This window comes from Pseudoxanthomonas winnipegensis, from assembly GCF_030322905.1.
GTDB classification, from domain to species: Bacteria; Pseudomonadota; Gammaproteobacteria; order Xanthomonadales; family Xanthomonadaceae; genus Pseudoxanthomonas_A; species Pseudoxanthomonas_A winnipegensis.
In genome coordinates, this window is record NZ_CP095475.1 from 3254336 (window position 1) to 3277348 (window position 23013).

Sequence of the window (23013 nt, forward strand, 5' to 3'; positions counted from 1 at the left end):
CCACGGCACGTGGTGAGCCGCCTCAACGGCAGCGTATGACGCCTGGGGACCAGCGAAGTCACGTACTCAAAGCCGAAAAGCAACGTCCCTGGATTCCCGCGTTCGCGGTAATGACGACTCAAAGATTCAAGCGGCCTTCCACTGAGCTGCGCATCCAGCACGCTCGCTCACGGCGCCCGCTTCAAACGCCCATATACCGATGCGGCCGATGGTTGAACATCAGCACCAGGCTCAGCACCACCGCGCCCAGCGCCGAGTACAGCACCTTCGACGGCGCCAGCGTGAAGCAGGCCACGCCCATCAGCACCGCATCGAAGGTCATCTGCACCTTGCCCGCGCTGATGCCGCGCGTGCGCTGCAGGTAGACGGCCAGGATGCCCACGCCGCCCAGGCTGGCGTGGTGGCGGATGAAGAACAGGATGCCCATGCCGACCAACGCGCCACCGACCAGCGCCGAGTACAGCGGCGTCATCTGCGCGTACGGTGCCCAGTGCGGCAGCAGGTCGGTGAGCACGCCGCAGGCGCCGACCGCCACGAAGGTCTTGAGGGTGAACTCCCAGCCCATGCGTCGCACCGAGAGCCAGTAGAACGGCAGGTTCACCAGCACGAACATCAGGCCGAAGTTCCAGCCGAAGGTGTAATGCGCCAGGAAGGCCACGCCCGCCATGCCGCCGATCATCAGCCCGCCCTTGGCGAACACCGCCAGTCCCAGCGAGGCGGTCAGCGTGGCCAGCACCATGCCCTGCACGTCCTCGGCCACGGAGTGGTGGAAGGCCCGATCGTCGGCCACCGTGCCTTCCGAATCCGGCGGCGGCGTCAGCGGCCCCGAGGTGACCACCACGCCCGGCGGCGAATGATCGGCGCCGCCATCGTCCAGGCCGATCTCCTGCGCGGGCGTATCGAGGGCAGAAGCGTCGGAAGGCGGCTTGGCAGGTGTCACGGCGGGCGGCAGCAGGGAGGGGGCGCGTGCAGTTTAGCGAGCCAAGTCCCGACTTTCGTTACGCCGGAAACCGCTTAGCCCGGATCCGGCAGCAGCAAGCCGACCAGGGCCAGCGCACAGAAGAGGAGGCCAAACGCCACCAGAATCCAGGCCCCCCAGGACAGGGGATCGTCCGCGCAGATCTCTTCGCTGCTGGCCAGGTGGGCCGCGCGCACCCGCAGGTTGACCCAGAGCACCGGAAGCGGCGCAAGCAGGGAGATCATCCAGATGGGATGCGGCAGGCGCGAGGTCACGCAAAGGATGAAGTACAGGAACGCCATCAGCCCGCCATTGAGCTGCGGAGCTCGGCGCCCCATCCGCTTGGCGAGCAGATCTTCCATCTGCTCGAAGCAGAAGTAGGCGGTGATGCCCGAGAAAATCGCGCGCGGTACCGGCCAGAGATCGACCTGCCGGGCGCGCCGCAAGGCAACCCAGTTGCGGTAGAACCAGATGATGAGATAGAGGCCCAGCGTGCCAAAGGACAGCAGCAGGAACTTCCAGGTCGCCGGCGCATAAAGCAAAGGCACCGTCCTGGACGGGCCGGCGGACACACTGTCGAGCGGCGCCCGAGGCGCCTGATACGGATTTTCCGCCTGTAGTTCCATCAACATCCCCTGTCGTCAGTGGCAGTGCCCCTTGGGCACCGCGGTCCCTTGAATCATTGCGCTCAGCGCGCCTCGGCGACCTCGACGCCGTCCAGGCCCTGGGCCAGGGTGCGCGCGTCGCCGCCCTGGGCCAGCTTGATGCGCAGGCGCACCTCGTTCTGCGAATCGGCGTAGCGCAGGGCGTCCTCGTAGGAGATCTCGCCGGCCTGGTAGAGCTCGAACAGGCTCTGGTCGAAGGTCTTCATGCCCAGGTTGGTGGACTCCTTCATCACTTCCTTGAGCTTGTGGATCTCGCCGTCGCGGATGTAGTCCTGGATCAGCGGCGTGCCCAGCATGATCTCCATCGCCACCCGGCGCGCCTTGCCGTCGGGGGTCGGGACCAGCTGCTGGGCGACCACGCCCTTGAGGTTGAGCGAGAGGTCCATCAGCAGCTGGCTGCGGCGGTCCTCGGGGAAGAAGTTGATGATGCGGTCCATCGCCTGGTTGGCGTTGTTGGCGTGCAGGGTGCACAGCACCAGGTGGCCGGTCTCGGCGAAGGAGATGGCGTGGTCCATGCCCTCGCGGGTGCGCACCTCACCGATCATGATCACGTCCGGCGCCTGGCGCAGGGTGTTCTTCAGCGCGTTCTCCCAGCTGTCGGTGTCGATGCCGACCTCGCGCTGGGTGATGATGCAGCCCTCGTGCTTGTGCACGAACTCGATCGGGTCCTCGATGGTGATGATGTGACCGGTCGAGTTCTGGTTGCGGTAGCCGATCATCGCCGCCAGCGAGGTCGACTTGCCGGTGCCGGTGGCGCCGACGAAGATGATGATGCCGCGCTTGGTCATCGCCAGGGTCTTGATGACCGGCGGCAGGTTGAGCTCATCGACGCTGGGGATCTTGGTCTCGATCCGGCGCAGCACCATGCCCACCTGGTTGCGCTGGTAGAAGCAGCTCACGCGGAAGCGGCCCACGCCGGCCACGCCGATGGCGAAGTTGCACTCGTGGGTCTTCTCGAACTCCTCGCGCTGGGCGGGGGTCATGACGTTGAGCACCAGGTCGCGCGACTGCTGCGGCGTCAGCGGCGTCTGCGTGATCGGAGTGAGCTTGCCGTGCACCTTGATCGACGGCGGCATGCCCGAGGTGATGAACAGGTCCGACGCCTTCTGATGCGCCATCAGCTTGAGGAACGAGGTGAAGTCGATGGCGCTCATGCTTGCTCCTTCGGAGCTGGGAATCGGGAATGGAGAATCGGGAATCGCGGCTGCGGGCACCACGGGAGCGGAAAGCGCGGGATGGCGGCCTGCCCCATTCCCGATTCCCTACTCCCAATTCCCGGCCTTACTCGAACAACCGCTTGTCCTTGGCGTATTCCTTGGCCTGATGGCGCGTGATCTGGCTGCGCTTGACCAGGTCCTGCAGGTGCTGGTCCAGGGTCATCATGCCGTACTGCTGGCCGGTCTGGATGGCCGAGTACATCTGCGCGACCTTGTCCTCGCGGATCAGGTTGCGGATGGCCGGGGTGCCGACCATGATTTCCCAGGCGGCGGTGCGGCCACCGCCGACCTTCTTCAGCAGCGCCTGGCTGATTACCGCGCGCAGCGATTCGGACAGCATCGAGCGCACCATCGGCTTCTCGCCGGCGGGGAACACGTCGATGATGCGGTCGATGGTCTTGGCCGCCGAGCTGGTGTGCAGGGTGCCGAACACCAGATGGCCGGTTTCCGCGGCGGTCAGCGCCAGGCGGATGGTCTCCAGGTCGCGCAACTCGCCGACCAGGATGTAGTCGGGGTCCTCGCGCAGCGCCGAGCGCAGCGCTTCGTTGAAGCCGTGCGTGTCGCGGTGCACCTCGCGCTGGTTGATCAGGCACTTCTGCGAGGTGTGGACGAATTCGATCGGGTCCTCGACGGTGAGGATGTGGCCGTATTCGCTCTTGTTGATGTAGTCGATCATCGCCGCCAGGGTGGTCGACTTGCCCGAGCCGGTCGGTCCGGTCACCAGGATCAGGCCCTGCGGCTGCTGCACCATCTCGCGGAACAGCGGCGGACAGGCCAGGTCCTCCAGGGTCAGCACCTCGGACGGGATGGTGCGGAACACCGCGCCGGCGCCGCGGTTCTGGTTGAAGGCGTTGACGCGGAAGCGCGCCAGCGAGGGGATCTCGAAGGAGAAGTCGACCTCGAGGAATTCCTCGTAATCGCGGCGCTGCTTGTCCGACATGATGTCGTAGACCAGCGCGTGGACCTGCTTGTGGTCCAGGGCGGGGATGTTGATGCGGCGCACGTCGCCATCCACGCGGATCATCGGCGGCAGCCCGGCGGACAGATGCAGGTCCGAGGCCTTGTTCTTGACCGAGAAGGCCAGTAGTTCGGCGATATCCATGCGTCTGGTTTGCCCCTGTGGAAAGTGTTGCGAACTGGAACCCTACATCCCCGAAAGGCAGTATAGCGCCCTTCCCGACACTGCCAACGGGCCTGTTTACCGTGCTTTCCGAGCGTCTGAGCGACACCCTGAACAGGCTGCGGAACGCAGCCGACGCGGCCAAGCGGCCCATGCCCACGCTGGTGGCCGTGTCCAAGTTTCATCCGGCGCAGGCGGTGGCCGAGTTGGCCGCCGCGGGCCAGCGCGTGTTCGGCGAGAACTATGTGCAGGAGGCGCAGGCCAAGCGGGCCGAGCTGTCCGCGCTGGCGCTGGAGTGGCATCTGATCGGCCATCTGCAGTCCAACAAGGCGGCCCTGGCGGCCGAGCTGTTCGACTGGGTGCAGACCGTGGACCGGCCCAAGCTGGTCGCGGCCCTGGCGGCGGCGCGGTCGCCGCAGCGCGGGCCGCTCAACGTGCTGATCCAGGTCAACATCGACGATGAATCCAGCAAGCATGGCTGTGCGCCGGAGTCGGTCGAGTCGCTGACCGAGGCGATCGCCGCGCAGCCGCGGCTGGCGCTGCGCGGGCTGATGGCGATCCCGGCGCCGCACGAGGATCCGGCGCTGCGGCGGGCAGCGTTCGTGCGCATGAAACAGCTGTTCGATGCGCTGGCGGCGCGCCACGCAGGCGTGGATACGCTGTCGATGGGGATGAGCGAGGACTGCGCGCTGGCCGTGGCCGAGGGGGCGACGATGGTGCGGGTGGGCACCGCCCTGTTCGGCGCGCGGCCGGTCAAGGCCTGAAGCTTGGTGGGAGCCCCTGTCTCTCAAGTCTCGCGGCCGCCTGCCTGTAGAGCGGAGCTTGCTCCGCTGGGGCCTTCCCACGAACCGAACGAAGAGCAGCGGAGCAAGCTCCGCTCTACAGGTAAGAGCCGCCCTCCTGGCTTTTTGGCCAATGGCGGCGCGAGGCTCTACCGGGAAAGCCCCATCGCCGCCATGGCGGCTCCCACAGGAGCAAGGCGAAGCGACTACATGAATGCGCCACGCCTTGCCGCAGTTCTCGCAGCGGCCTGCCTGTAGAGCGGAGCTTGCTCCGCTGGGGCCTTCCCACGAACCGAACGAAGAGCAGCGGAGCAAGCTCCGCTCTACAGGTGGGAAGAGGCTTCAAAGAGGGAAGAGACTCCTAAAAGATGCCTCCACATCCCTGCGCCGGGAACGGCGATAATCCGGGCGATCCTTCACCGCACCGGGCATCAGGCCGCCATGACCGTATCGAGTTCCGAATCCGCAGCGCCGGCCGTCGACACGGTCGCCTTCATCGGCGGCGGCAACATGGCGCGCAGTCTGATCGGTGGGCTGATCGCGCGCGGGGCGGCGCCGGCCAGCATCCGCGTGGCCGAGCCGGTGGCCGAGCTGCGCGAGGGCCTGGCCCGGCAGTTCGGCGTGCAGGTGTTCGCGGAGGCCGGCGAGGCCGTGCGGGGCGCCTCGCTGTGGCTGTTCGCGGTCAAGCCGCAGGTGATGCGCGGGGTGTGCGAAGGCCTGGCCACTGGGGCGCAGTCGGCCAGACCGCTGGTGGTCTCGATCGCCGCAGGCATCACCGCCGCGCAGCTCTCGCGCTGGCTGGGTGGCGAGGTCGCGGTGGTGCGCGCCATGCCCAACACGCCGGCGATGCTGGGGGCGGGCGTGACCGGTCTGTTCGCCACGCCGCAGGTCGACGACGCCGGACGTGCGCGCACCGATGCCCTGCTCTCCAGCGCCGGCCCGACCGTGTGGATCGACACCGAGGCGCAGATGGATGCGGTCACCGCCGTGTCCGGCAGCGGGCCGGCCTATGTCTTTCTGCTGGCCGAGGCGATGGAGGCGGCCGGCATCGCCCAGGGCCTGCCCGCCGAAGCGGCGCGTGCGCTGACGCTGCAGACCGTGCTCGGCGCGGCGCGCATGCTGACCGAGGCGGGCGAACCGCCGGCCGAACTGCGCCGGCGCGTGACCTCGCCCAACGGCACCACCCAGGCCGCGATCGAGACCTTCCAGGCCGGTGGCTTCGAGGCGCTGACCGCGCAGGCCATCGCCGCGGCCGCACGTCGCGGCGGCGAGCTGTCGGCGGCCAACGACTGATCGCCATGTCCGCGCGTCCGCGCTCGCGCTTGGTCCTGCCGCTGGCGAGCCTGCTGGCGCTGGCGGGGTGTTCAGGCGGGCAGGCGCCGCAGCGCGTGCAGCCGGTGGCGCCGGTGGACAGCGTGCGCACGCTGGGCGCGCTGCAGGTGCGCTACAACGCGCTGCCCAGCCTGGCCCTGCCCGAATCGGCGGCCGAGGCCTACGGACTGGACCGCGGCGCCGGCCGGGCGCTGGTGATCGTGGCGCTGCGGCAGCGGCAGGGCGACGACGAGGTGCCGGTCCAGGGCAGCGTGCGCGGTGTGGCGGTGGATCTGTCCGGCCGTCGCCAGCAGATCACCTTCAAGCCGGTGCGGACCGGCGATGCCGTGGATCAGGTCGGCAGCGTGGAGATCAGCCCGCGCGACACGCTGCGCTTCGAGCTGGACGTGGCCAGCGACATCGGCGGCGGCCCGCTGCGCTTCGAACGCAGTTTCTGAAGCGCCCTCGAAGGCGCCCCTACTCCACCTGCCACCGCTGCGGGCCATCGCCCTGGGCGCCCAGCGCATCGCCCGGATTGCTCAGCCGGCAGCGGCGCAGGGACAGGCAGCCGCAGCCGATGCAGTCGGTGAGCTGGTCGCGCAACTGGTGCAGGGCGAGGATGCGCTGATCCAGCTCGTGCTTCCAGGCGGCCGACATGCGCGCCCATTCGGCGCGGGTCGGCGTGCGCGATTCGGGCAACGCGTCGAAGGCGCGCCGCACCGATTCCAGCGGCACGCCCACGCGCTGGGCCACGCGGATCACCGCCAGACGCCGCAGCACATCGCGCCGGTAGCGCCGCTGGTTGCCGGCGGTGCGCAGGCTGCGGATCAATCCTTTCTTCTCGTAGAAGTGCAGCGCCGACACCGCCATGCCGCTGCGCTGGGCCACCTCGCCGACCGCCAGTTCCTGCATTGGCTTGACCTCAAGCAAAGTTGAGGTTGCATGCTGCCGTCCCCGCCGCCGCCAGGCAAGCGTGTCCGCCGCGGCGCCTAGAGAGCAAAGTTCGTATGCGTGCTTCCGTTTCCACTTCCAAGCCCGAGCAGGGCATCGCCGTCACTTCGGTCCTGGCGCCGCGCTACCGGGCCACGACGCTGGGCATGGTCGCGCTGGTCTCGCTCAGCGCCTTCGAGGCCCTGGCCATCGCCGCGGCGATGCCGACGGTGGCCACGGCGCTGAACGGCCTGCCGCTGTATGCCTTCGCCTTCGGCAGCACGCTGGCCACCAGCGTGGTCGGCATGACCGTGGCCGGGCGCTGGTGCGACCGGCGCGGCCCGGCCGGTGCGCTGTGGGGCGGGCTGGCCTGCTTCGTCGTGGGCCTGCTGCTGGCCGGGTTGGCGATCGGCATGCCGATGCTGATCGCAGGGCGCCTGGTGCAGGGCCTGGGCGCCGGCGCGCTGTCGGTATCGCTGTACGTGCTGGTCGGCCGGCAGTATCCGCAGGCGCTGCGGCCGAAGATCTTCGCGGCGTTCTCCGCGGGCTGGGTGGTGCCATCGCTGATCGGTCCGGCCTTGAGCGGGCTGGTGGTCGAGCACCTGGGCTGGCGCTGGGTGTTCCTGGCGGTGCCGGTGCTGGCGCTTCCGGCGGCCTGGCTGCTGCGTCCCGCGCTGGCCGCCCTGCCCGCGCCGACGCAGGCGAGCGCGCCGGGACATGCGATCGGCTGGGCCGTCGGCGCGGCGATCGGCGTATGCGCGCTGTCCGTGGCCGCCCACCTGCCGGGCGCACGCGCCGCGCTGGTGCTGCTGCCTGCCCTGGCGCTGCTGGTCAGCGTCTGGCGGCTGCTGCCGCGCGGGACGCTGCGCGGCGCGCGCGGGCTGGCCAGCGTGGTCGGCCTGCGCGGCGTGGCCGCGGCGGCGTTCTTCGGTAGCGAGGCCTTCCTGCCGCTGGTGCTGGGCCAGGCCCACGGCCTGTCGCCCAGCCGGGCCGGCATCGCGCTGAGCGTGGGCGCGCTGGGCTGGTTCTGCGGCTCGTGGTTCCAGGGCCACCAGACGCGCCTGCGCCGCCAGACCCTGGTGCGCACGGGCTGCGCGCTGCTGGCGATCGGCGTGGCCACCACCGTCGCCGTGGCCTGGCCGGCGCTGCCGGTCCTGGTGCCGGTCCTCGGCTGGGCCTGCACCGGACTGGGCATGGGCCTGCTCTATGCCAGCCTGTCGGTGCTGACCCTGGCGCTGTCGCCGCCGGCCGAGCAGGGCCGCAACAGCGCCGCGCTGCAGCTGTGCGAAGCGGTGACGGTGGCCACCATGCTGACCGTCGGCGGGGCGGTGTTCGCCGCCCTGCTGGCGCGCGCGCCGCTGCTGGCGCAGGCGGCGCCGTTCGCGCTGTCGCTGGGCTGCGCGGGCCTGGCGCTGTGGCTGGCGCGCCGCACCGCGGCCGCCTGAGCGTCAGCGCGTTCGCCGGCTCCAGGCCTGGATGATCGCGGCGATCGCCTGCACGCCATCGGTCAGCGCGGCCGGGCCGGGCTGCAGGATCAGCGGCGACTTGATCTCGTGCAGCTGGCCCTCGCGCACCGCCGGGATCGACTCCCAGCCCGGCCGCGCGGCCACCTGCTCGGGGCGGAAGCGCTTGCCGCACCAGGAGCCCAGGATGATGTCCGGCGCCGCGGCGATCACCGGCGCGCCATCGGCCAGGATGCGGCCCTTGGCCAGCGGCTCGCGCGACAGCACGGGGAAGGCGTCGCGGCCGCCGGCGATCTCGATCAGCTCGGCCACCCACTGGATGCCGGTGATCAGCGGCTGGTCCCATTCCTCGAAGTACACCGTCGGCCGCCGCGGCAGCGACGCGGCCTGCGCCCGGATGGCATCGAGGCCGCGCTCGAGCGCGTCGGCATACGCCTCGGCGCGCGCCGCGCAGCCGACCAGCGCGCCCAGGCGGCGCACGTAATCGACGATGCCCGCCACGCTGCGATGGTTGGCGATCCACACCTCCACGCCGGCCTTGACCAGGGCGGCGGCGATCTCGGCCTGGATGTCGGAGAAGCCGATCGCCAGTTCAGGCTTGAGCGCCAGGATCTTGTCGATGCTGGCGCTGGTGAACGCGGCGACCTTGGGCTTCTCGCGCCGCGCCTGCGGCGGGCGCACGGTGAAGCCGCTGATGCCGACGATGCGCGCCGATTCGCCCAGCGCGTACAGCGTTTCGCAGGGCTCCTCGGTGAGGCAGACGATGCGGCGCGGGCCGATCGCCATCAGGCCTCGTCGTCCAGCGCCATGCGGAAGTACACCACGCGCTCGGTCTCGGCGAAGCCGCACGCGGCGTGCGCGCGCTGCGCGGCCACATTGTCCAGCGCGGTATCGGAGGCCAGCTCGGTACAGCCTTGCGCCTGCGCCCAGTGCCGTACCGCCGACAGCAGCGCGCGTCCGACGCCCTGGCCGCGCCAGTGCGCATTGACGTACCAGCCCTCCAGGAAGGCCACCGGCGAGCTGTCGGTGCCGTTGACGTAGTCGTTGCGCAGCGCAGCCTCGGCGAAGCCGACCGCCGTGCCGTCCGCGGCGAAGGCGAGGAAGTTGCCGGCATCGGCGCGCTGCAGCGCCTCGGCCACGTGCGCGCGGGCGTCCAGGTCCTGGTCGGGCCACAGCTCGCCCTGCAGGCTGGCCCAGGCGCGCAGGTCCTGCGCGCTGGCCGCGCGGATCGAGAACGCGGCGCTCAAGACAGCGGCAACAAGACGGTCGGCCGACGCACCGGCAGGCGCCGCAGGCGGCCGATCAAGGAAACAGCATCCGCTTGGACCAGTGGCCGTCCGGCGCGCGCTCGTAGCGCCAGCGCTCGTGCAGGCGGAACCTGGCCCCGTACCAGAACTCGAAGCTGTCCGGCACCACGCGAAACCCGGTCCAGCCATCCGGACGCGGCACCGGGCCGCCGTCGAACTCAGCCTCGACCTGGGCCAGGCGATCGTGGAATTCGGCCGCGTCCTTCAGCGTGTGCGACTGCGCCGAGGCCCAGGCGCCGAGCTGGCTCTCGCGCGGACGCGTGGCGAAGTAGGCGTCGGCCTCGGCGTCGGTGACCAGCTGCACGGCGCCTTCGATGCGCACCTGGATGCCGGCCTCGCGCAGCGTGCGCCACAGCAGCAGCAGCGCCGCGCGCGGATTGGCCTGCAACTCGCGGCCCTTCTGGCTGTCCAGATGGCTGTAGAACACCAGGCCGCGCGCGTCGTGCGCCTTGAGCAGCACGGTGCGCAGCGAGGGCTGACCGTCCAGCGTGGCGGTGGCCACGCTCATGGCGTTGTACTCGGGCTCGGTGCCGCTCTGGCGGGCTTCTTCGTACAGGGCCGAAAAGGTGTTCAGGGCTTGGGCGTACAGATCGACTTGCACTTCGCTCATCTGGTTGGATACGGCAGCGGCCCGCGGGCGGTGCGCTATTGTCGCCCGATGACGCATCCCACGCACGGCTTCCCCGATTCGCTGGTGTCCGCGGCGCTGCGCAGCGCGCGCGCGCTGCCGCAGGCGGTGCCGGTCTGGGGCCTGTCGGCGCTGCAGGGCACCGGCAAGTCCACGCTGGCCGCGCAGCTGGCGCAGGCGGCGCAGCGCGAAGGCCTGCGCAGCGCGGTGCTGTCGCTGGACGACTTCTACCTGACCCGCGCCGCGCGCCAGGCCCTGGCACGCCAGGTGCACCCGCTGCTGGTCACCCGCGGCCCGCCCGGCACCCACGACCTGCCGCTGGCCCTGCACACGCTGCAGGCCCTGTGCGAGGGCCGCCCGGTGGCGCTGCCACGCTTCGACAAGCTGGCCGACGACCGCGCGGCCGAATCGACCTGGCCGCGGCTGGACGGGCCGGTGGATCTGGTGATCTTCGAGGGCTGGTGCCTGGGCACGCCGGCCCAGGCGCAGGCCGCCCTGGTGGCGCCGATCAACGCGCTGGAGCGCGACGAGGACCGCGACGCCACCTGGCGCAGCCACTGCAACGCCGCGCTGGCGCGCGACTACCCGGCGCTGTGGCGGACCTGCGACACGCTGTGGTTCCTGCAGCCGCCCGGCTTCGAGCATGTCGTGGACTGGCGCTGGCAGGCCGAAGAAGGCCTACAAGCCGAGCATCCCGAACGCGCCGCCATGACCCGCCCGCAGCTGGAGCGCTTCGTCCAGCACTACGAGCGCGTCAGCCGCCAGGCGCTGCGCACCCTGCCGACGCTGGCCGACCACGTGGTCCGCGTGGACGCGCAGCGGCGGGTGATCGCCGGCTGAAGCCGCAGTTTCGCCTGCAACGGCCGTGGCCGGTGCGCGCGAGGCGCCAGTATCATCCGGAGCGATGAATCCCGCCCCCAACCTCGTGATGGTCGGCCCGATGGGCGCCGGCAAGACCTCGATCGGCCGCCGCATCGCCGAACGCTTCGGCCTGCGCTTCGTCGATGCAGACCACGCCGTGGTCGAGGCCGCCGGGTCGAGCATCCCGGAGATCTTCGAGCACGAGGGCGAGGCCGGCTTCCGCGCCCGCGAACGCGCGGCGCTGGCGCAGCTGCTGGCCGGCGAAGGCCAGGTCGTGGCCAGCGGTGGCGGCGCGGTGCTCGATGCGGACAACCGCGCGCTGATGCAGGCGCGCGGCTTCGTCATCTATCTGCGCGTGGACGTGGAGACCCAGCTGCGGCGCGTGGCCCGCGACCGCAACCGCCCGCTGCTGCAGAACGTCGACCGCCGCCAGGTGCTCACCGACCTGATCGCCGTGCGCGATCCCCTCTACCGCCAGGTCGCCGACCTGGTGCTCGACGCCGACCGCCTCACGCCGGGCGAAGCCACCGCCGCCCTGGTCGGGCGGCTGGCGCGCGACTGGCAACCCACCGGAGCTTCCACCGCATGACCCCCGCCACCCAGACCGTCCACGTCGGCGGCGACGCGCCCTACGCCATCCACATTGGCCCCAGCCTGCTGCGCGCGGGCAAGGCACTGGCCCAGCACGTGCGCGGCCGCCATGCGCTGCTGGTCAGCGATACCCACGTGGCGCCGCTGTATGCCGACGCGGTGGCGCAGGCGCTGCGCGAGGCGCGCCCGGAGCTGCAGCTGGCGCGCTTCGTGCTGCCGGCTGGCGAGGAGTCCAAGACGCTGGCCCACTTTGGCGCGGCCATCGAGGCGCTGGCCGAACTGGGCGCCACCCGCGATGCCTGCGTGTTCGCCCTGGGCGGCGGCGTGGTCGGCGACCTGGCCGGTTTCGCCGCGGCGTGCTGGATGCGCGGGGTGGACGTGGTGCAACTACCGACCACGCTGCTGTCGATGGTCGATTCCTCGGTGGGCGGCAAGACCGCGGTGGACATCCCGCAGGGCAAGAACCTGGTCGGCGCCTTCCATCCGCCGCGCGCGGTGTTCGCCGACACCACCGCGCTGACCACGCTGCCGCCGCGCGAACTGCGTGCCGGCCTGGCCGAGGTGGTCAAGTACGGCGCGCTGGGCGATCCGCTGTTCTTCGAGTGGCTGGAGGCCGAGCACACCGCACTGCTGGACGGCGATGCCGGCGCGCTGGCCACCGCCATCGCACGCAGCTGCGAGGCCAAGGCCGCGATCGTGGCGCGCGATCCGCTGGAGAAGGGCGAGCGCGCCCTGCTCAACCTGGGCCATACCTTCGGCCACGCCATCGAGACCGAACAGGGCTACGGCGGCGTGGCCAACGACAACCTCAACCACGGCGAGGCGGTGGCCGTGGGCATGGTGCTGGCCGCGCGGCTCTCGGCCAGGCTGGGCATGAGCGAGGCCGCCGACACCGAACGCCTGATCGCGCTGCTCACCGCCTGCGGCCTGCCCACCGAGATCCCGCCCGGCCTGTCGTCGCAGGCGCTGCTGGCGCGCATGCGCTTGGACAAGAAGAACATCGCCGGCCGCCTGCGCCTGGTGCTGTGGCGCGGCATCGGCAGGGCCGAGGTGGTGCCCGACGTGGACGAGGCCCAGGTGCTGCCGGTGCTGGCCGGCATGGGCTGAAGCTAGGCCGCGCCGCTAGACACTGCCCTCGCGCTCGATCACCAGGATGCGCGCCGCGCCCTGCGGACGGGCGACGTGCTCGGTGCCTTCCGGCGCGTGGAAGACATCGCCGGCTTCCAGCAGCGCGGTCCGCTCGGCGCCGTCCTGGCGCCAGTGCATCCGCACGCGTCCGTCGAGCACGGCGAAGACCTCCTGCCCGTCGTTGACGTGCCAGACATAGGGCTGGTCGGTCCAGTGCAGGCGCACGCCGACGCCGTCGATCAGCGCGATCGGCAAGGCCTCCCAGGCGCGCGTCCCGGTGAAGTCGCGGCTGCGGATCACCGTCGGCGTCGGCTGGGCCGTGGCGGACCGCGCGCGCTGGTGGGAGCTCAGCACATTGTCCGGCTGCAGCGCCTGGCCGGCCTGCAGCGCCGCGATCCACGCCTCGGTGCTCACCACGGCGGCGAAGTTGCTGTGGAAGACCACGCTGAAGACGCGGTGGATCTCCTCGGCGCTGGCCTGGCCGGCGGCGTTGGCGTACGCCAGCGCGCCGCTGGCATCGCCGAGCACTTCCACGCACAGGCCGCGATGGAAGGCCTCGAAGACGCTGGATGCGTTGCAGTTGTGGGTCATGTAGCCGACCACCGTCACGGTATCGATGTCGCGCGCGGCCAGCCACGCGGCCAGGTCGGTGCCGGTAAACACGCTGGGATGCGCCTTGAGGAGGTGGTGATCGCGCGGGCGGGCCGCCACGTCCGGATGCAGCGCCCAGGTGTCGCTGCCATCGGCGAACACCGGTGCGTCGGCCGCCATGGTGTGCTGGAACACAACCACCGGTACCCCCTGTGCGCGGGCGACGTCGATGGCGCGGACGATGTTGGGCAGCGATGTGGACACCGCCGGGTGGGCGATGCGCAGCTGGCCGGTGAAGTATTCGTTCTGGACGTCGATGACCAGCAGGGCGCGACGGGGAGCGGGCATGGCGGCAGCCTTTCGTTGAAGAAGGCGGCCAGTCTGGGCACCGGTCGCGGGGTCGACGAGTGGCCCGATGTGCGACTTTCGATAGAATCGGGCCATGTCGCCGCATCGCATCGCCGTGGTCGCCTTCGACCGCATCAGTCCCTTCCACCTGGCCGTGCCATGCCAGGTGTTCGAGTCGCGCCCGGAGCCGGACCTGCCCGCCTTCGAGCTGCGCGTCTGTGCGGCCGAGCCCGGTCCGCTGCGCACCGATGCCGGCTTCAGCGTGCAGCCGGCCCACGGACTGGAGGGGCTGGACGACGCGGACACGGTAATCGTCCCCTCCTGGCGCGATCGGGACGAACCGGCGCCGGCCGTGCTGATCGACGCGCTGCGCCGCGCTCACGTCGCCGGTGCGCGGCTGGTGGGGCTGTGCCTGGGCACCTTCGTGCTGGCCGATGCCGGGCTGCTCGACGGCCGCCCGGCGACCACGCACTGGGCCGCGCTGGAGACCTTCGCCCGGCGCCATCCGCAGGTGCGGCTGCAGCCGGATGTGCTGTACGTGGATGACGGCGACGTGCTGACCTCGGCCGGCACCGTGGCCGGCATCGACTGCTGCCTGCATCTGGTGCGCCGCCTGCACGGCGCCGAGGTGGCCAACCGCATCGCGCGGCGGCTGGTGGTCGCGCCGCATCGCCAGGGCGGGCAGACCCAGTACATCGAGCAGCCGCTGCCCACCGACCCGGGCGATGAACGGCTGGCGCGGGTCCTCGAATGGGCCATGACGCACCTGGACCAGCGCCTGGACGTGGACGCGCTGGCCGCGCGCGCGCTGATGAGCCGGCGCACCTTCACCCGGCGATTCCGCCAGGCGACCGGCGCCAGCGTCGGCGACTGGCTGGCGCACCAGCGCCTGGCGCGCGCGCAGCGGCTGCTGGAAACCAGCGACCTGGCGCTGGATCGCATCGCGGCCGAGGCGGGATTCGGCAGCGCCATCTCGCTGCGCCAGCGCTTCGCCGCGACGCTCGGCACTTCGCCCTCGGCCTATCGGCGCAGCTTTCGCGGTTGAGCCATCGCTGCCGGTGAGCCCAGACGCTTCATGCGGCTGGGCCGGCCGCAGCTAAGGCTACCCGGCGGCCTCCGGATCAGCCGGCCTGACCCAGGCGCGCGCGCAAGCGCTCGATCTGGCCCTGGCTCAGGCCGATGGTCTTCAGATAGCCCTCCGCGCCACCGTACTGGCGCGTCAGGGTCGCCAGAAAAAGCTCCATGTTCTGCGGCGCGGTTCCGGCCATGCCGGCCAGCTTGCGACCCAGCTCGGGATGGGCCTGGATCGCGCTCATGAGCTGCGCATTCATGGCGTTGTCCTTCGGCGGGCCCTCCAGGTAATGGGCCGAGATGGCGTAGTTGTGCACGATGTCGTCGTGCGACACCCCGGCCAGGTCCAGCAGCAGGGCCGCGATCACCCCGGTGCGGTCCTTGCCGGCGGTGCAGTGGAACAGCACCGTGCCCTGCTCCTGCGCGGCGATCCGGGTGAAGACCTGGCGGAACTGCGGCTGATTGCGGCCCAGCCACTGCACATAGGCCTCGCCCAGCGAATCGGGAAAGCCGCTCATCATCTGGCCCAGGTCGATCTTCTCCACGCCCATCAGCGAGATGCGCTGATAGTCGAAGCGCGGATCGCTGGCGAGCAGGTCGGGCGACTGCGCCTGCTCGTCGGCGGTGCGCAGGTCGATATCCAGGCGCACGCCGGCCTTGGCCAGCGCGTCGCGGTCGGCGGCCGTCGCGCGCCCCAGGTCGGCGGTGCGCAGGAACGCGTCCGCCGGGATCGGGCCATCGCGCCCCTGCAGGCCGGCGAAGCTGCGGGCGTTCCAGACGCCCTGCAGCGGCACCACGCGCCGCGCGTCGTCGGGCAGCGGCTGCACGTTGCCGGCCTTTGCCGCCGCGGGCGGATTGGGCGGCGGCGGGGCCGGTGCGGCGGCCGTGGAACGGGCCGGTTGCTGGCTCGCGCAGGCGCACAGCAGCGCCATCGCCAGGACCAGCGGGGAATGGGAAGGCTTCATCTGCGGACTCCGGTGGATCAGAAGTGGACGGTCACGTCGAGGCCGAACGTGCGCGGATCGTTGAAGATGCCGGTCTGGCCGAGCGCGGCGCTGTTGAGCTTGTAGAACAGGTGCTGCTCGTCGAGCAGGTTGCGCGACCACAGCGAGAACTCCGCCGTCGCGCCGCCCGAGCCCATCGGCACGTCCACCAGCGCGACGCGCGCGTTGACCACGGTGGAGCGGTCGGTGAGCGTCTGGTCGTACTCGGAGGTGTAGAAGCCGTCGGACCAGTTGCCGTCCAGGTGGAACTTCAGCGCCGAGGCGTTGGCCAGCGGCACCAGGTAGTCCACCGCCAGGCTGCTGGCGTTCTTCGGCGCCAGCAGCGGCTGCACCGTCACCTGCACGCCGGCGCCGAACGGGTCGACGGTGCGCAACGCGTCGATGTCGGTATAGGCATGGCTCAGGCGCAGGGTCAGGTTCTCCACCGGCATCAGCGAGAACTCCAGCTCCGCGCCGCGCGACTGGACCTTGCCCAGCGCGTTGGTGGTCACCGCGGTCGTGCGGGTGACGCCGCTGTTGGGATCGAACGGCAGGGTGAAGTCCACCTGCTTGTGCTCGACCGTGGCATCGAACAGCGCCAGGTTGAACCGGGCGCGGCTGTCCCAGAACTGCGACTTCAGGCCCAGCTCGTAGGCGGTCACCTCTTCCGGGTCGAAGGCCGTGTAATTGGTCGAGCGCGAGTTGGCGCCGCCGGCCTTGAAGCCGGTGCTGTACTTGGCATAGACCATCGCCTGCGCGCCCAGGTCGTAGGCGATGTTGACCATCGGATCGAACCGGCTCCAGGCATCGTCGAAGCGCAGCCCCGTGCTGGCGCCGTTGACGATGTACAGCCGGCCGTTCTTGTCGTCGCGGGTGAAACGGCCACCGGCGGTCAGATGCAGGCGCTCCAGCGACGCCGGCGTCCAGGTCGCCTGGCCGAACAGGCCCAGGCTGTCGGTCCAGGCCTTGCTGGCGCGGTCGATGGTCACCTTGCGCAGGTCCAGTGGATTGGTCGCCGGATTGAGCGTGTAGCTGTTGCCGCCGGGTCCCCACACCAGCATGTTCGGGGTCTGCGCGTTGTCGCCGGCGGCCTCGTGGTAGTAGAACGCGCCGGCCAGATACTCCACCTGCGCGGTGTTGCCGATCAGCTGGAACTCCTGGCTGTACTGGTGCTGGTAGACCTGCGCCAGGCTGTAGCGCGCGAACGGCCGGCCCGCGCCCGAATAGGTGGAGATCGCGTCGATCAGGCCCATGTCGAACTGGCCCTGCTCCAGCTCCCGGTAGGAGCTGATCGACTTCAGCGTCAGCGCGTCGCTCAGCTCCCAGCTGAGGTTGAGCAGGTGGCCATCGGTGCGGCCGACATTGGGCCGCTGCGGGCCGCCGAGGATCGCGCTGTCGCGCCGGTCGGTGCTGGCACCGGCCTTCTGCAGCGGGCTGGCGTAGGGGCCGGCCACCAGCACCTGGGTGTGGTACGGCGTGGTGGCGTCGTATGCATCGTCGTAGGCATAGAGCGCCGAGAACCCCGCGCTGGGCTGCCACAGCGCGCTCAGCCGCCCACCGCGCTTGGAGTAGGCGTTGAAATCCTTCTGGCCCGGCATCGGATTGTCCGTGGTGCCGTCGCGCTTGGCCTGCACCGCGTCGAGCTTGAAGCTCACCTCGCCGACATTGGGCAGGTCCAGGTGCAGCCCGGTGTTGTAGCCGCCGTAGTTGGACACCCCGGCGGTGACGCTGCCGCCGAGCTCGCCGGTGGGCTGGCGGGTCACGATGCTGATCGCGCCGCCCTCGGTGTTGCGGCCGAACAGCGTGCCCTGCGGGCCCTTGAGCACCTCGATGCGCTCCACGTCGTAGAGCATGGCGCCCAGGCCCTGCGAGCGGCCGAGGAAGACGCCATCGACGTAGACGCCCACGCCCGCGTCGCGCGCCGGCTGGTTGGCATCGGCGGCCGCGCCGATGCCGCGGATGCCGATGTTCAGCGCAGAGCTGCGCGTGGCGAAGGGCGTGACCCGCAACGAGGGAATCGCGCCGTCGGCCAGGTTGCCCAGCGAGATGATCTTGCGGTCCTTCAAGGCCTCGGCATCGGCGACCGAGACCGAGATCGGCGTCTGCTGCAGGTTGGTGACGCGTTTCTGCGCGGTGACGACGACTTGGTCCAGCTCGACCGCCTCGCGGCTGTCGCTGGAGGCGCCGGGAGCCGGGCCCTGGGTGGAGGCATCCTGCTGCTGGGCCAGCGACAGCGAAGGCAACAAGGCGGCAAGGGAGAGCGCGAGCGCCTGCGGACGCAGGGCACGGGAACGTGGCGTGGGAGGCATGAGGGTGGGGATGGGGTGGCGGGAAGCGGACGCAGTCTGTGTGCCGGCGATGACAAATGAATGACCGTTCATTCCGTTTCGGATGGACTAACATCGCGGCCTTGTGGCACCCCCGACCAGCCCCATGCCTCCGCAACGCTCCGCCGCGCTCGACCCCACCGTCCCGCTCAACGCGCGCGCCCAAGCCCAGCGCGAACGCATCCTCGATGCCGCCCAGCGCTGCTTCATCGCCCGCGGCTTCCACGCCGCCTCGGTCAGCGACATCGCCACCGAGGCCGGCATCAGCCAGGGGCTGATGTACCGCTACTTCGACAACAAGCGGGCGATGATCCTGGCGCTGATCGAGCGCCAGCTGCGGTCGGATCAGGAGGGCATGCGGGCCACGCCGCTGTCGGCCAACATCGTCGAGGAGCTGCTGGAGATCCACCGGCTGTGGACGCGCGGCGAGTCGATCGCCGGCGGGGACGCGAGCATCGCCAGCGTGGCGCTGTACGTGGAGATCACCGCCGAGGCGCAGCGCGACCCGGTGGTGGCCCAGGTCCTGCAACGCCACGACCGCCTCACCACCCAGACCGTCTGCGACTGGCTGCGCCAGCACGATCTGTCGCGCGGCGCGCCGATCGACGAAGCCGACCTGCAGCGGCGCACCCTGCTGATGCGCACCGTGGTCGAAGGCCTGGCGATGCGCGCGGCGCGCGACCCGGACATCGCGCCGGACACCGTGCGCGCCATGCTGGCCGGCGCCATGGCGCAGGTGCTGGGCGGCTGAGGCGGGAGCAACGGTCTCTCAGATCAAGCTGCGGCCTCCCTGTAGAGCAGAGCTTGCTCCGCTGGGGCTTTTCCATGATCTGGCCGAAACGCGGCGGAGCAAGCTCCGCTCTACGGGTGGGAGCCGCGACGCGGGCCTTCCCCCGCGCTGCGATAAACTCGCTTCATGCGCGTCCTTCTCCAGCAACACCCCAGCGTAGGCCAGACGCCCCGCTACCTGCAGCTGACCCTGCAGCCGGACCTGTTCGGCGGCTGGGAGCTGCTGCGCGAGGCCGGCCAGGTCGGGGGGCGTGGGCAGCTGCGACGCGAGCAGTTCATGGCCCAGGCCGAGGCCACCGCCGCGTTCGAGAAGCTGCGCGACACGCACATCAAGCGCGGCTATCAGGTGATGTTCGTGCACGGCTTCGAGGCGCCGCGCGCCTAGCCATGCAGCCGGTCCTCGACACGGCGCGCCTGCGGCTGCGTCCGTACCTGCCTTCGGACGCGGCCGACGTGCAGCGCCTGGCCGGCGATGCCCGCGTGGCCGACACCACGGCCAATATTCCTCACCCCTACCCCGACGGCGCGGCGCCGACCTGGATCGCCGGGCTGGCGCCGGCGCTGGCCGCCGGCACGCGCATCGCCTACGCGATCACGCTGCGCCAGGACGGTGCCCTGATCGGCACCGTCGCGCTGCACGAGATGTCCCGCACCCACGCGCGGGCGATGCTGGGCTACTGGATCGGCGTGCCCTACTGGGGCCAGGGCTATGCCACCGAAGCGACGCGCCGCCTGATCGATCATGGCCACGCCGCGCTCGGCCTGAGCCGCATCGGCGGCGCCTGCCTGGCGCGCAATCCGGCCTCGGCGCGGGTCATGGAGAAGGCCGGCCTGCGTCTGGAAGGCCGCCTGGTGTCACACGAATGCAAGCACGGGGTCTTCGAGGACCTGCTGCTATACGGCCTGATCCTGCCGGGCCGCGTCCCCGCGCCCTCCCCCGCCTGATTCCCTCTCTTTACGGAAGACCTGCCTTGTCCCTGCCGCCGCTCAAGAATGACCGCCTGCTGCGCGCCCTGCGCCGCCAGCCCACCGATCGCACGCCCGTGTGGCTGATGCGCCAGGCCGGGCGCTACCTGCCCGAGTACCGCGCCACGCGGGCGCGCGCCGGCAGTTTCCTGGGGATGGCCAAGCACCCGGAGATCGCCTGCGAGGTCACGCTGCAGCCGCTGGCGCGCTTCGAGCTGGACGCGGCGATCCTGTTCTCCGACATCCTCACCATCCCCGATGCGATGGGGCTGGAGCTGTACTTCGTCGAAGGCGAAGGCCCCAAGTTCCGCCACACCGTGCGCAGCGCCGACGAGGTCGCGCGCCTGGGCGTGCCGGACATGGAGACCGAGCTGCGCTACGTCATGGACGCGGTGCGCCTGATCCGCCGCGAGCTGGACGGCCGCGTGCCGCTGATCGGCTTCTCCGGCAGCCCGTGGACGCTGGCCTGCTACATGGTCGAAGGCGGCGGCAGCAAGGACTTCGCCCGGATCAAGGCGATGGCGCTCAACGCCCCGGACACGCTGCACGCCCTGCTCAAGGTCAACACCGATGCGGTGATCGCCTACCTGGCCGCCCAGCACGCGGCCGGCGCGCAGGCGCTGCAGGTGTTCGACACCTGGGGCGGCGTGCTGAGCCCGGCCATGTACCGCGAGTTCTCCCTGCCCTACCTGCAGCGCATCGCCGCCGAGCTGCAGCGCGGACATGGCGCCGAGCGCGCGCCGCTGATCCTGTTCGGCAAGGGCAACGCCGCGCACCTGGAGGCGCTGGCCGCCAGCGGCACCGAGGCGGTCGGCGTGGACTGGCTGGTGGAACTGGAGGAAGCCGCGCGCCGCACCGCCGGCACGGTGGCGCTGCAGGGCAATCTCGACCCGGCCGTGCTGTACGGCTCGCCCGCGGCGATCGACGCGCAGGTCCAGCGCGTGCTGGACAGCTATGCCGCCGGCAACGGCGGCTCGCGCGATGGCCACGTCTTCAATCTCGGCCACGGCATGTCGCCGGACATGAACCCCGATCACGTCACCGCACTGGTCCAGGCCGTGCATCGGCACAGCGCGCGCTGACGCGCGACAGCCAGGCGCGCGACTTCGCGCGCCGGGCTTCAGCCGCGGGCCATCGTCGCCTGGCGCTCCTGCTGCTGCGCCGGATCCTGCGGCTGCGGCATCGTCAGCAACTGGGCGCCGGTCTGCTGCGCCTGCGGCGCCGGCTGACGCAGATCCACCCCGGCGCGCTGGCCCGGCTGATCGCCCGCCAGCCACAGGGTCTGGTCGTGGACGCCGACCTGCCGCAAGCGCTCGACCGTGATGCCTTCCTGACGCGCCAGCAGCGTGGCGCGGGCCAGATGGTCTTCACTCACGCCGGCGGGCGCGCGGTCCCGGATCGCGGCGAACAGCGGCGTATCGGGATGGCCGGCATGGCCCAGCTGCGGCGGCGAGGTCGCCGCGGTGTTGAAGTCGACCTTCGGTGCGGCCGGCGGTGGCGCGCCCGGGGCGGGCGCCTGTGGCGCCTGCACCGCGGCGCCTTCCAGCTGCCCGGGCAGCGGCGAGAACGACAGCGGCCTTCCGCGCGCCTCTTCGCCCGAGCGCAGCGCGACGGTGTACAGGGTCGAAGGCAGGCCCGCCAGCGTGCTGGGGTTGTGGATCAGGTCGACGGCGAAGCGTTCCGGCGTGCGCTGGCCGCCCTGGGGCGTCGGCTCGGCCAGCAGGCGGATCGCATCGTTGCCGCCGGTGCGCGCGATGTTCTGGTTGGCCCGCAGGGTCTGCGCCTGCAGCCCCGCCATCTCCTGCTCGGTGAAGCGCAAGGTGGCCTCCTGGCCGGCCTTGAACGGCGTCGCGCCCTCGCGTCCGTAGACCGCGTTGAGCTGACCGGCCTGGGTGGCGTCCGGGGTGAAGCGATAGCGATAGCTGCGCTCGCCCGGCGTGCCATCGGCGGCGAAGGACTGGTCGATCCGCAGGCTGACATCGTGCTCGCGGTAGCGCAGCGTGCGCGAGACCTCGGCGCTGCCGTCGCCGTGCACGGTGCGCACGGCCTGGCCGCTGTTGACGCCGGTCGATAGCGAGGTCGAGCGTGCGCCCAGGCCAAGATCGACCTTGCCTTCCGAACGCAGGTCCAGGCGCGAGACCGTGCTGACCTCGGACAGCCCGGGCGCATCGCGTTCGGGCATGACCCCGGAGCGCATGAAGGCGTCGTAGGCCTGGCGGCCCTGTGGATTAGACAGATCGAACTGCGCGGTGTGCAGCGTGCCGCCGGAAACATGATCCTCGCGTCCGAGCATGGCGCTGGCCGGGCCGAGCTTCAAGCCGATGCCGTGATAGGCCTCCACCGCTTCGCGCGGACCGGCCACGACGCGCACGCGCTGGCCCTCCAGCGCCTCGATCGAGACCTGGACGCCCTGCTCCTGCCCGACGCGATCCCGGGTGGCCAGCTGCCGCAGCCGGGTGCCGACCTCGACGCTGCCGGTGTGCGCCGCGTCCATGCTGATGCGTGTACCCACCGGCATCGACGCCGGGTCGAAGGGATTGATCGAACGCGGGTCGATCTCGCGCGCGGCACGCTCGGGCACCGCGGCCTCGAACCTGACCGTGCCGCCCTCCTGCACGCGGGCGTCGACGCCGAAGCCGCGCGCCGCCGCGTTGCCTTGGACGAAACCGCTCAGGCGGCCTTCCAGCGTGTAGCGCACCTGGCCCTCGGCGCGGGTGATCGCGCCTTCGACCCTGGCATCGAGCCCGGCCTTGAGGTGTTCGCCGCCGGCGCGCAGCTGGCCTTCGGCCTGCGCACCGTGCTCGGTCAGCCGGCCATCGAGTTTGCCGGTGAGCGCCGCGGGCGGCGGATCGGCACGGACAGCGGACAAGGGCGGCGTGGAGGACTCATCCATGACGAGGGCTCGACAGCGGATCGGAGGCGGGATGCTACCAAGCGCTGTACCGGGTCCTCGCCGAAGCGCGCGCAAACCTAGACG

24 protein-coding genes are annotated in these 23013 nt (G+C 70.9%); 12 read left to right on the plus strand and 12 right to left on the minus strand.

Going from position 1 to position 23013, the window contains the following annotated elements; all coding sequences use genetic code 11:
- Positions 1 to 181: 181 nt before the first annotated feature.
- The 4 genes from MWN52_RS14310 to MWN52_RS14325 form a co-directional block, all read right to left on the minus strand.
- Positions 182 to 877: a YitT family protein gene (locus MWN52_RS14310; protein ID WP_337053951.1), complete on the minus strand. Its 696-nt coding sequence runs from the start codon at positions 875 to 877 to the stop codon at positions 182 to 184.
- 137 nt (positions 878 to 1014) lie between these two features.
- Positions 1015 to 1584 (minus strand): hypothetical protein, encoded by a 570-nt coding sequence (locus tag MWN52_RS14315; protein WP_286575161.1) that lies wholly within the window; start codon positions 1582 to 1584, stop codon positions 1015 to 1017.
- A gap of 62 nt (positions 1585 to 1646) precedes the next feature.
- Positions 1647 to 2777 (minus strand): PilT/PilU family type 4a pilus ATPase, encoded by a 1131-nt coding sequence (locus MWN52_RS14320; RefSeq protein WP_130517187.1) that lies wholly within the window; start codon positions 2775 to 2777, stop codon positions 1647 to 1649.
- 127 nt (positions 2778 to 2904) lie between these two features.
- A complete protein-coding gene (locus MWN52_RS14325; protein WP_130517185.1) occupies positions 2905 to 3942 on the minus strand; it encodes a type IV pilus twitching motility protein PilT in 1038 nt (345 codons plus the stop codon).
- Positions 3943 to 4043: 101 nt separating this feature from the next.
- Here MWN52_RS14325 and MWN52_RS14330 point away from each other — a divergent pair, with 101 nt between their 5' ends.
- The 3 genes from MWN52_RS14330 to MWN52_RS14340 all read left to right on the plus strand — a co-directional run bounded on the left by MWN52_RS14330 (position 4044) and on the right by MWN52_RS14340 (position 6511).
- The gene (locus MWN52_RS14330; protein ID WP_425608041.1) at positions 4044 to 4724 is read left to right on the plus strand and encodes a YggS family pyridoxal phosphate-dependent enzyme; all 681 of its coding nucleotides are present in this window, start codon (positions 4044 to 4046) and stop codon (positions 4722 to 4724) included.
- A 459-nt stretch (positions 4725 to 5183) separates the two neighbouring features.
- Positions 5184 to 6035 carry a pyrroline-5-carboxylate reductase gene (gene proC, locus MWN52_RS14335; protein ID WP_286575165.1) on the plus strand — a complete coding sequence of 284 codons (852 nt, stop codon included), beginning with the start codon at positions 5184 to 5186 and terminating at the stop codon, positions 6033 to 6035.
- A gap of 5 nt (positions 6036 to 6040) precedes the next feature.
- Positions 6041 to 6511 carry a DUF4426 domain-containing protein gene (locus tag MWN52_RS14340; RefSeq protein WP_286575166.1) on the plus strand — a complete coding sequence of 157 codons (471 nt, stop codon included), beginning with the start codon at positions 6041 to 6043 and terminating at the stop codon, positions 6509 to 6511.
- A 19-nt stretch (positions 6512 to 6530) separates the two neighbouring features.
- On the opposite strand, the gene soxR is transcribed toward MWN52_RS14340, so the two are convergent.
- Positions 6531 to 6965, minus strand: coding sequence for a redox-sensitive transcriptional activator SoxR (soxR, locus tag MWN52_RS14345; RefSeq protein ID WP_130517177.1), 435 nt, complete (start codon positions 6963 to 6965; stop codon positions 6531 to 6533).
- 95 nt (positions 6966 to 7060) lie between these two features.
- Between soxR and MWN52_RS14350 the strand changes: the two genes are divergently transcribed.
- Complete coding sequence (locus MWN52_RS14350) at positions 7061 to 8428, plus strand: MFS transporter (RefSeq protein WP_286575167.1); 1368 nt, start codon at positions 7061 to 7063, stop codon at positions 8426 to 8428.
- Between the two features lie 3 nt (positions 8429 to 8431).
- Here the strand turns inward: MWN52_RS14350 and MWN52_RS14355 are convergent, their stop codons facing one another.
- The 3 genes from MWN52_RS14355 to pdxH are packed head-to-tail and all read right to left on the minus strand — an operon-like array spanning position 8432 to position 10363.
- Entirely contained in the window at positions 8432 to 9226 is a 795-nt protein-coding gene (locus MWN52_RS14355; protein ID WP_286577752.1) for an ABC transporter substrate-binding protein, read from the minus strand.
- Between the two features lie 5 nt (positions 9227 to 9231).
- On the minus strand, positions 9232 to 9693 hold the full coding sequence (gene aac(6') / locus MWN52_RS14360; RefSeq protein ID WP_228257868.1) for an aminoglycoside 6'-N-acetyltransferase: 462 nt from the start codon (positions 9691 to 9693) through the stop codon (positions 9232 to 9234).
- Between the two features lie 55 nt (positions 9694 to 9748).
- Entirely contained in the window at positions 9749 to 10363 is a 615-nt protein-coding gene (pdxH, locus tag MWN52_RS14365; protein ID WP_286575170.1) for a pyridoxamine 5'-phosphate oxidase, read from the minus strand.
- A gap of 48 nt (positions 10364 to 10411) precedes the next feature.
- Between pdxH and MWN52_RS14370 the strand changes: the two genes are divergently transcribed.
- The 3 genes from MWN52_RS14370 (at position 10412) to aroB (ending at position 12940) form a co-directional block, all read left to right on the plus strand.
- Positions 10412 to 11221 (plus strand): kinase, encoded by an 810-nt coding sequence (locus MWN52_RS14370; RefSeq protein ID WP_286575171.1) that lies wholly within the window; start codon positions 10412 to 10414, stop codon positions 11219 to 11221.
- Between the two features lie 64 nt (positions 11222 to 11285).
- Positions 11286 to 11831, plus strand: coding sequence for a shikimate kinase (locus MWN52_RS14375; protein WP_130517171.1), 546 nt, complete (start codon positions 11286 to 11288; stop codon positions 11829 to 11831).
- Positions 11828 to 12940 carry a 3-dehydroquinate synthase gene (gene aroB, locus MWN52_RS14380; RefSeq protein ID WP_286575172.1) on the plus strand — a complete coding sequence of 371 codons (1113 nt, stop codon included), beginning with the start codon at positions 11828 to 11830 and terminating at the stop codon, positions 12938 to 12940. Before MWN52_RS14375 ends, aroB begins: the two co-directional genes overlap by 4 nt.
- A 15-nt stretch (positions 12941 to 12955) precedes the next feature.
- On the opposite strand, the gene MWN52_RS14385 is transcribed toward aroB, so the two are convergent.
- Positions 12956 to 13900 (minus strand): isochorismatase family protein, encoded by a 945-nt coding sequence (locus MWN52_RS14385; protein WP_286575173.1) that lies wholly within the window; start codon positions 13898 to 13900, stop codon positions 12956 to 12958.
- A 94-nt stretch (positions 13901 to 13994) separates the two neighbouring features.
- Between MWN52_RS14385 and MWN52_RS14390 the strand changes: the two genes are divergently transcribed.
- Positions 13995 to 14945, plus strand: coding sequence for a helix-turn-helix domain-containing protein (locus MWN52_RS14390; RefSeq protein ID WP_286575174.1), 951 nt, complete (start codon positions 13995 to 13997; stop codon positions 14943 to 14945).
- Positions 14946 to 15021: 76 nt separating this feature from the next.
- Here the strand turns inward: MWN52_RS14390 and MWN52_RS14395 are convergent, their stop codons facing one another.
- Positions 15022 to 15936 (minus strand): tyrosine-protein phosphatase, encoded by a 915-nt coding sequence (locus tag MWN52_RS14395; RefSeq protein ID WP_286575175.1) that lies wholly within the window; start codon positions 15934 to 15936, stop codon positions 15022 to 15024.
- A 17-nt stretch (positions 15937 to 15953) separates the two neighbouring features.
- Positions 15954 to 18263 carry a TonB-dependent receptor gene (locus MWN52_RS14400; protein WP_286575176.1) on the minus strand — a complete coding sequence of 770 codons (2310 nt, stop codon included), beginning with the start codon at positions 18261 to 18263 and terminating at the stop codon, positions 15954 to 15956.
- A 124-nt stretch (positions 18264 to 18387) separates the two neighbouring features.
- On the opposite strand from MWN52_RS14400, the gene MWN52_RS14405 reads away from it, so the two are divergent.
- The 4 genes from MWN52_RS14405 (at position 18388) to hemE (ending at position 21118) form a co-directional block, all read left to right on the plus strand.
- A complete protein-coding gene (locus MWN52_RS14405) occupies positions 18388 to 19032 on the plus strand; it encodes a TetR/AcrR family transcriptional regulator (RefSeq protein ID WP_286575177.1) in 645 nt (214 codons plus the stop codon).
- Between the two features lie 165 nt (positions 19033 to 19197).
- On the plus strand, positions 19198 to 19455 hold the full coding sequence (locus MWN52_RS14410) for a WGR domain-containing protein (RefSeq protein ID WP_130517162.1): 258 nt from the start codon (positions 19198 to 19200) through the stop codon (positions 19453 to 19455).
- A 2-nt stretch (positions 19456 to 19457) separates the two neighbouring features.
- Complete coding sequence (locus MWN52_RS14415; protein WP_286575178.1) at positions 19458 to 20015, plus strand: GNAT family N-acetyltransferase; 558 nt, start codon at positions 19458 to 19460, stop codon at positions 20013 to 20015.
- A gap of 32 nt (positions 20016 to 20047) precedes the next feature.
- Positions 20048 to 21118: a uroporphyrinogen decarboxylase gene (gene hemE, locus MWN52_RS14420; protein WP_286577753.1), complete on the plus strand. Its 1071-nt coding sequence runs from the start codon at positions 20048 to 20050 to the stop codon at positions 21116 to 21118.
- Between the two features lie 38 nt (positions 21119 to 21156).
- Here hemE and MWN52_RS14425 read toward each other — a convergent pair whose 3' ends face one another.
- Positions 21157 to 22929, minus strand: a complete 1773-nt coding sequence (locus MWN52_RS14425) for a hypothetical protein (protein WP_286575180.1) — start codon at positions 22927 to 22929, stop codon at positions 21157 to 21159.
- Positions 22930 to 23013 lie beyond the last annotated feature (84 nt).

Excerpts from the sequence above, each read along its gene's own strand:
- MWN52_RS14425 (WP_286575180.1), bottom strand. The coding sequence starts at position 22,929 with ATGGATGAGTCCTCCACGCCGCCCTTGTCCGCTGTCCGTGCCGATCCG.
- MWN52_RS14340 (WP_286575166.1), top strand. The coding sequence starts at position 6,041 with ATGTCCGCGCGTCCGCGCTCGCGCTTGGTCCTGCCGCTGGCGAGCCTG.
- MWN52_RS14325 (WP_130517185.1), bottom strand. The coding sequence starts at position 3,942 with ATGGATATCGCCGAACTACTGGCCTTCTCGGTCAAGAACAAGGCCTCG.
- MWN52_RS14395 (WP_286575175.1), bottom strand. The coding sequence starts at position 15,936 with ATGAAGCCTTCCCATTCCCCGCTGGTCCTGGCGATGGCGCTGCTGTGC.
- MWN52_RS14400 (WP_286575176.1), bottom strand. The coding sequence starts at position 18,263 with ATGCCTCCCACGCCACGTTCCCGTGCCCTGCGTCCGCAGGCGCTCGCG.
- pdxH (WP_286575170.1), bottom strand. The coding sequence starts at position 10,363 with ATGAGCGAAGTGCAAGTCGATCTGTACGCCCAAGCCCTGAACACCTTT.
- MWN52_RS14350 (WP_286575167.1), top strand. The coding sequence starts at position 7,061 with ATGCGTGCTTCCGTTTCCACTTCCAAGCCCGAGCAGGGCATCGCCGTC.
- MWN52_RS14415 (WP_286575178.1), top strand. The coding sequence starts at position 19,458 with ATGCAGCCGGTCCTCGACACGGCGCGCCTGCGGCTGCGTCCGTACCTG.
- MWN52_RS14405 (WP_286575177.1), top strand. The coding sequence starts at position 18,388 with ATGCCTCCGCAACGCTCCGCCGCGCTCGACCCCACCGTCCCGCTCAAC.
- aroB (WP_286575172.1), top strand. The coding sequence starts at position 11,828 with ATGACCCCCGCCACCCAGACCGTCCACGTCGGCGGCGACGCGCCCTAC.
- MWN52_RS14385 (WP_286575173.1), bottom strand. The coding sequence starts at position 13,900 with ATGCCCGCTCCCCGTCGCGCCCTGCTGGTCATCGACGTCCAGAACGAA.
- soxR (WP_130517177.1), bottom strand. The coding sequence starts at position 6,965 with ATGCAGGAACTGGCGGTCGGCGAGGTGGCCCAGCGCAGCGGCATGGCG.
- MWN52_RS14410 (WP_130517162.1), top strand. The coding sequence starts at position 19,198 with ATGCGCGTCCTTCTCCAGCAACACCCCAGCGTAGGCCAGACGCCCCGC.
- proC (WP_286575165.1), top strand. The coding sequence starts at position 5,184 with ATGACCGTATCGAGTTCCGAATCCGCAGCGCCGGCCGTCGACACGGTC.
- MWN52_RS14370 (WP_286575171.1), top strand. The coding sequence starts at position 10,412 with ATGACGCATCCCACGCACGGCTTCCCCGATTCGCTGGTGTCCGCGGCG.
- MWN52_RS14390 (WP_286575174.1), top strand. The coding sequence starts at position 13,995 with ATGTCGCCGCATCGCATCGCCGTGGTCGCCTTCGACCGCATCAGTCCC.
- MWN52_RS14320 (WP_130517187.1), bottom strand. The coding sequence starts at position 2,777 with ATGAGCGCCATCGACTTCACCTCGTTCCTCAAGCTGATGGCGCATCAG.
- MWN52_RS14315 (WP_286575161.1), bottom strand. The coding sequence starts at position 1,584 with ATGGAACTACAGGCGGAAAATCCGTATCAGGCGCCTCGGGCGCCGCTC.
- MWN52_RS14375 (WP_130517171.1), top strand. The coding sequence starts at position 11,286 with ATGAATCCCGCCCCCAACCTCGTGATGGTCGGCCCGATGGGCGCCGGC.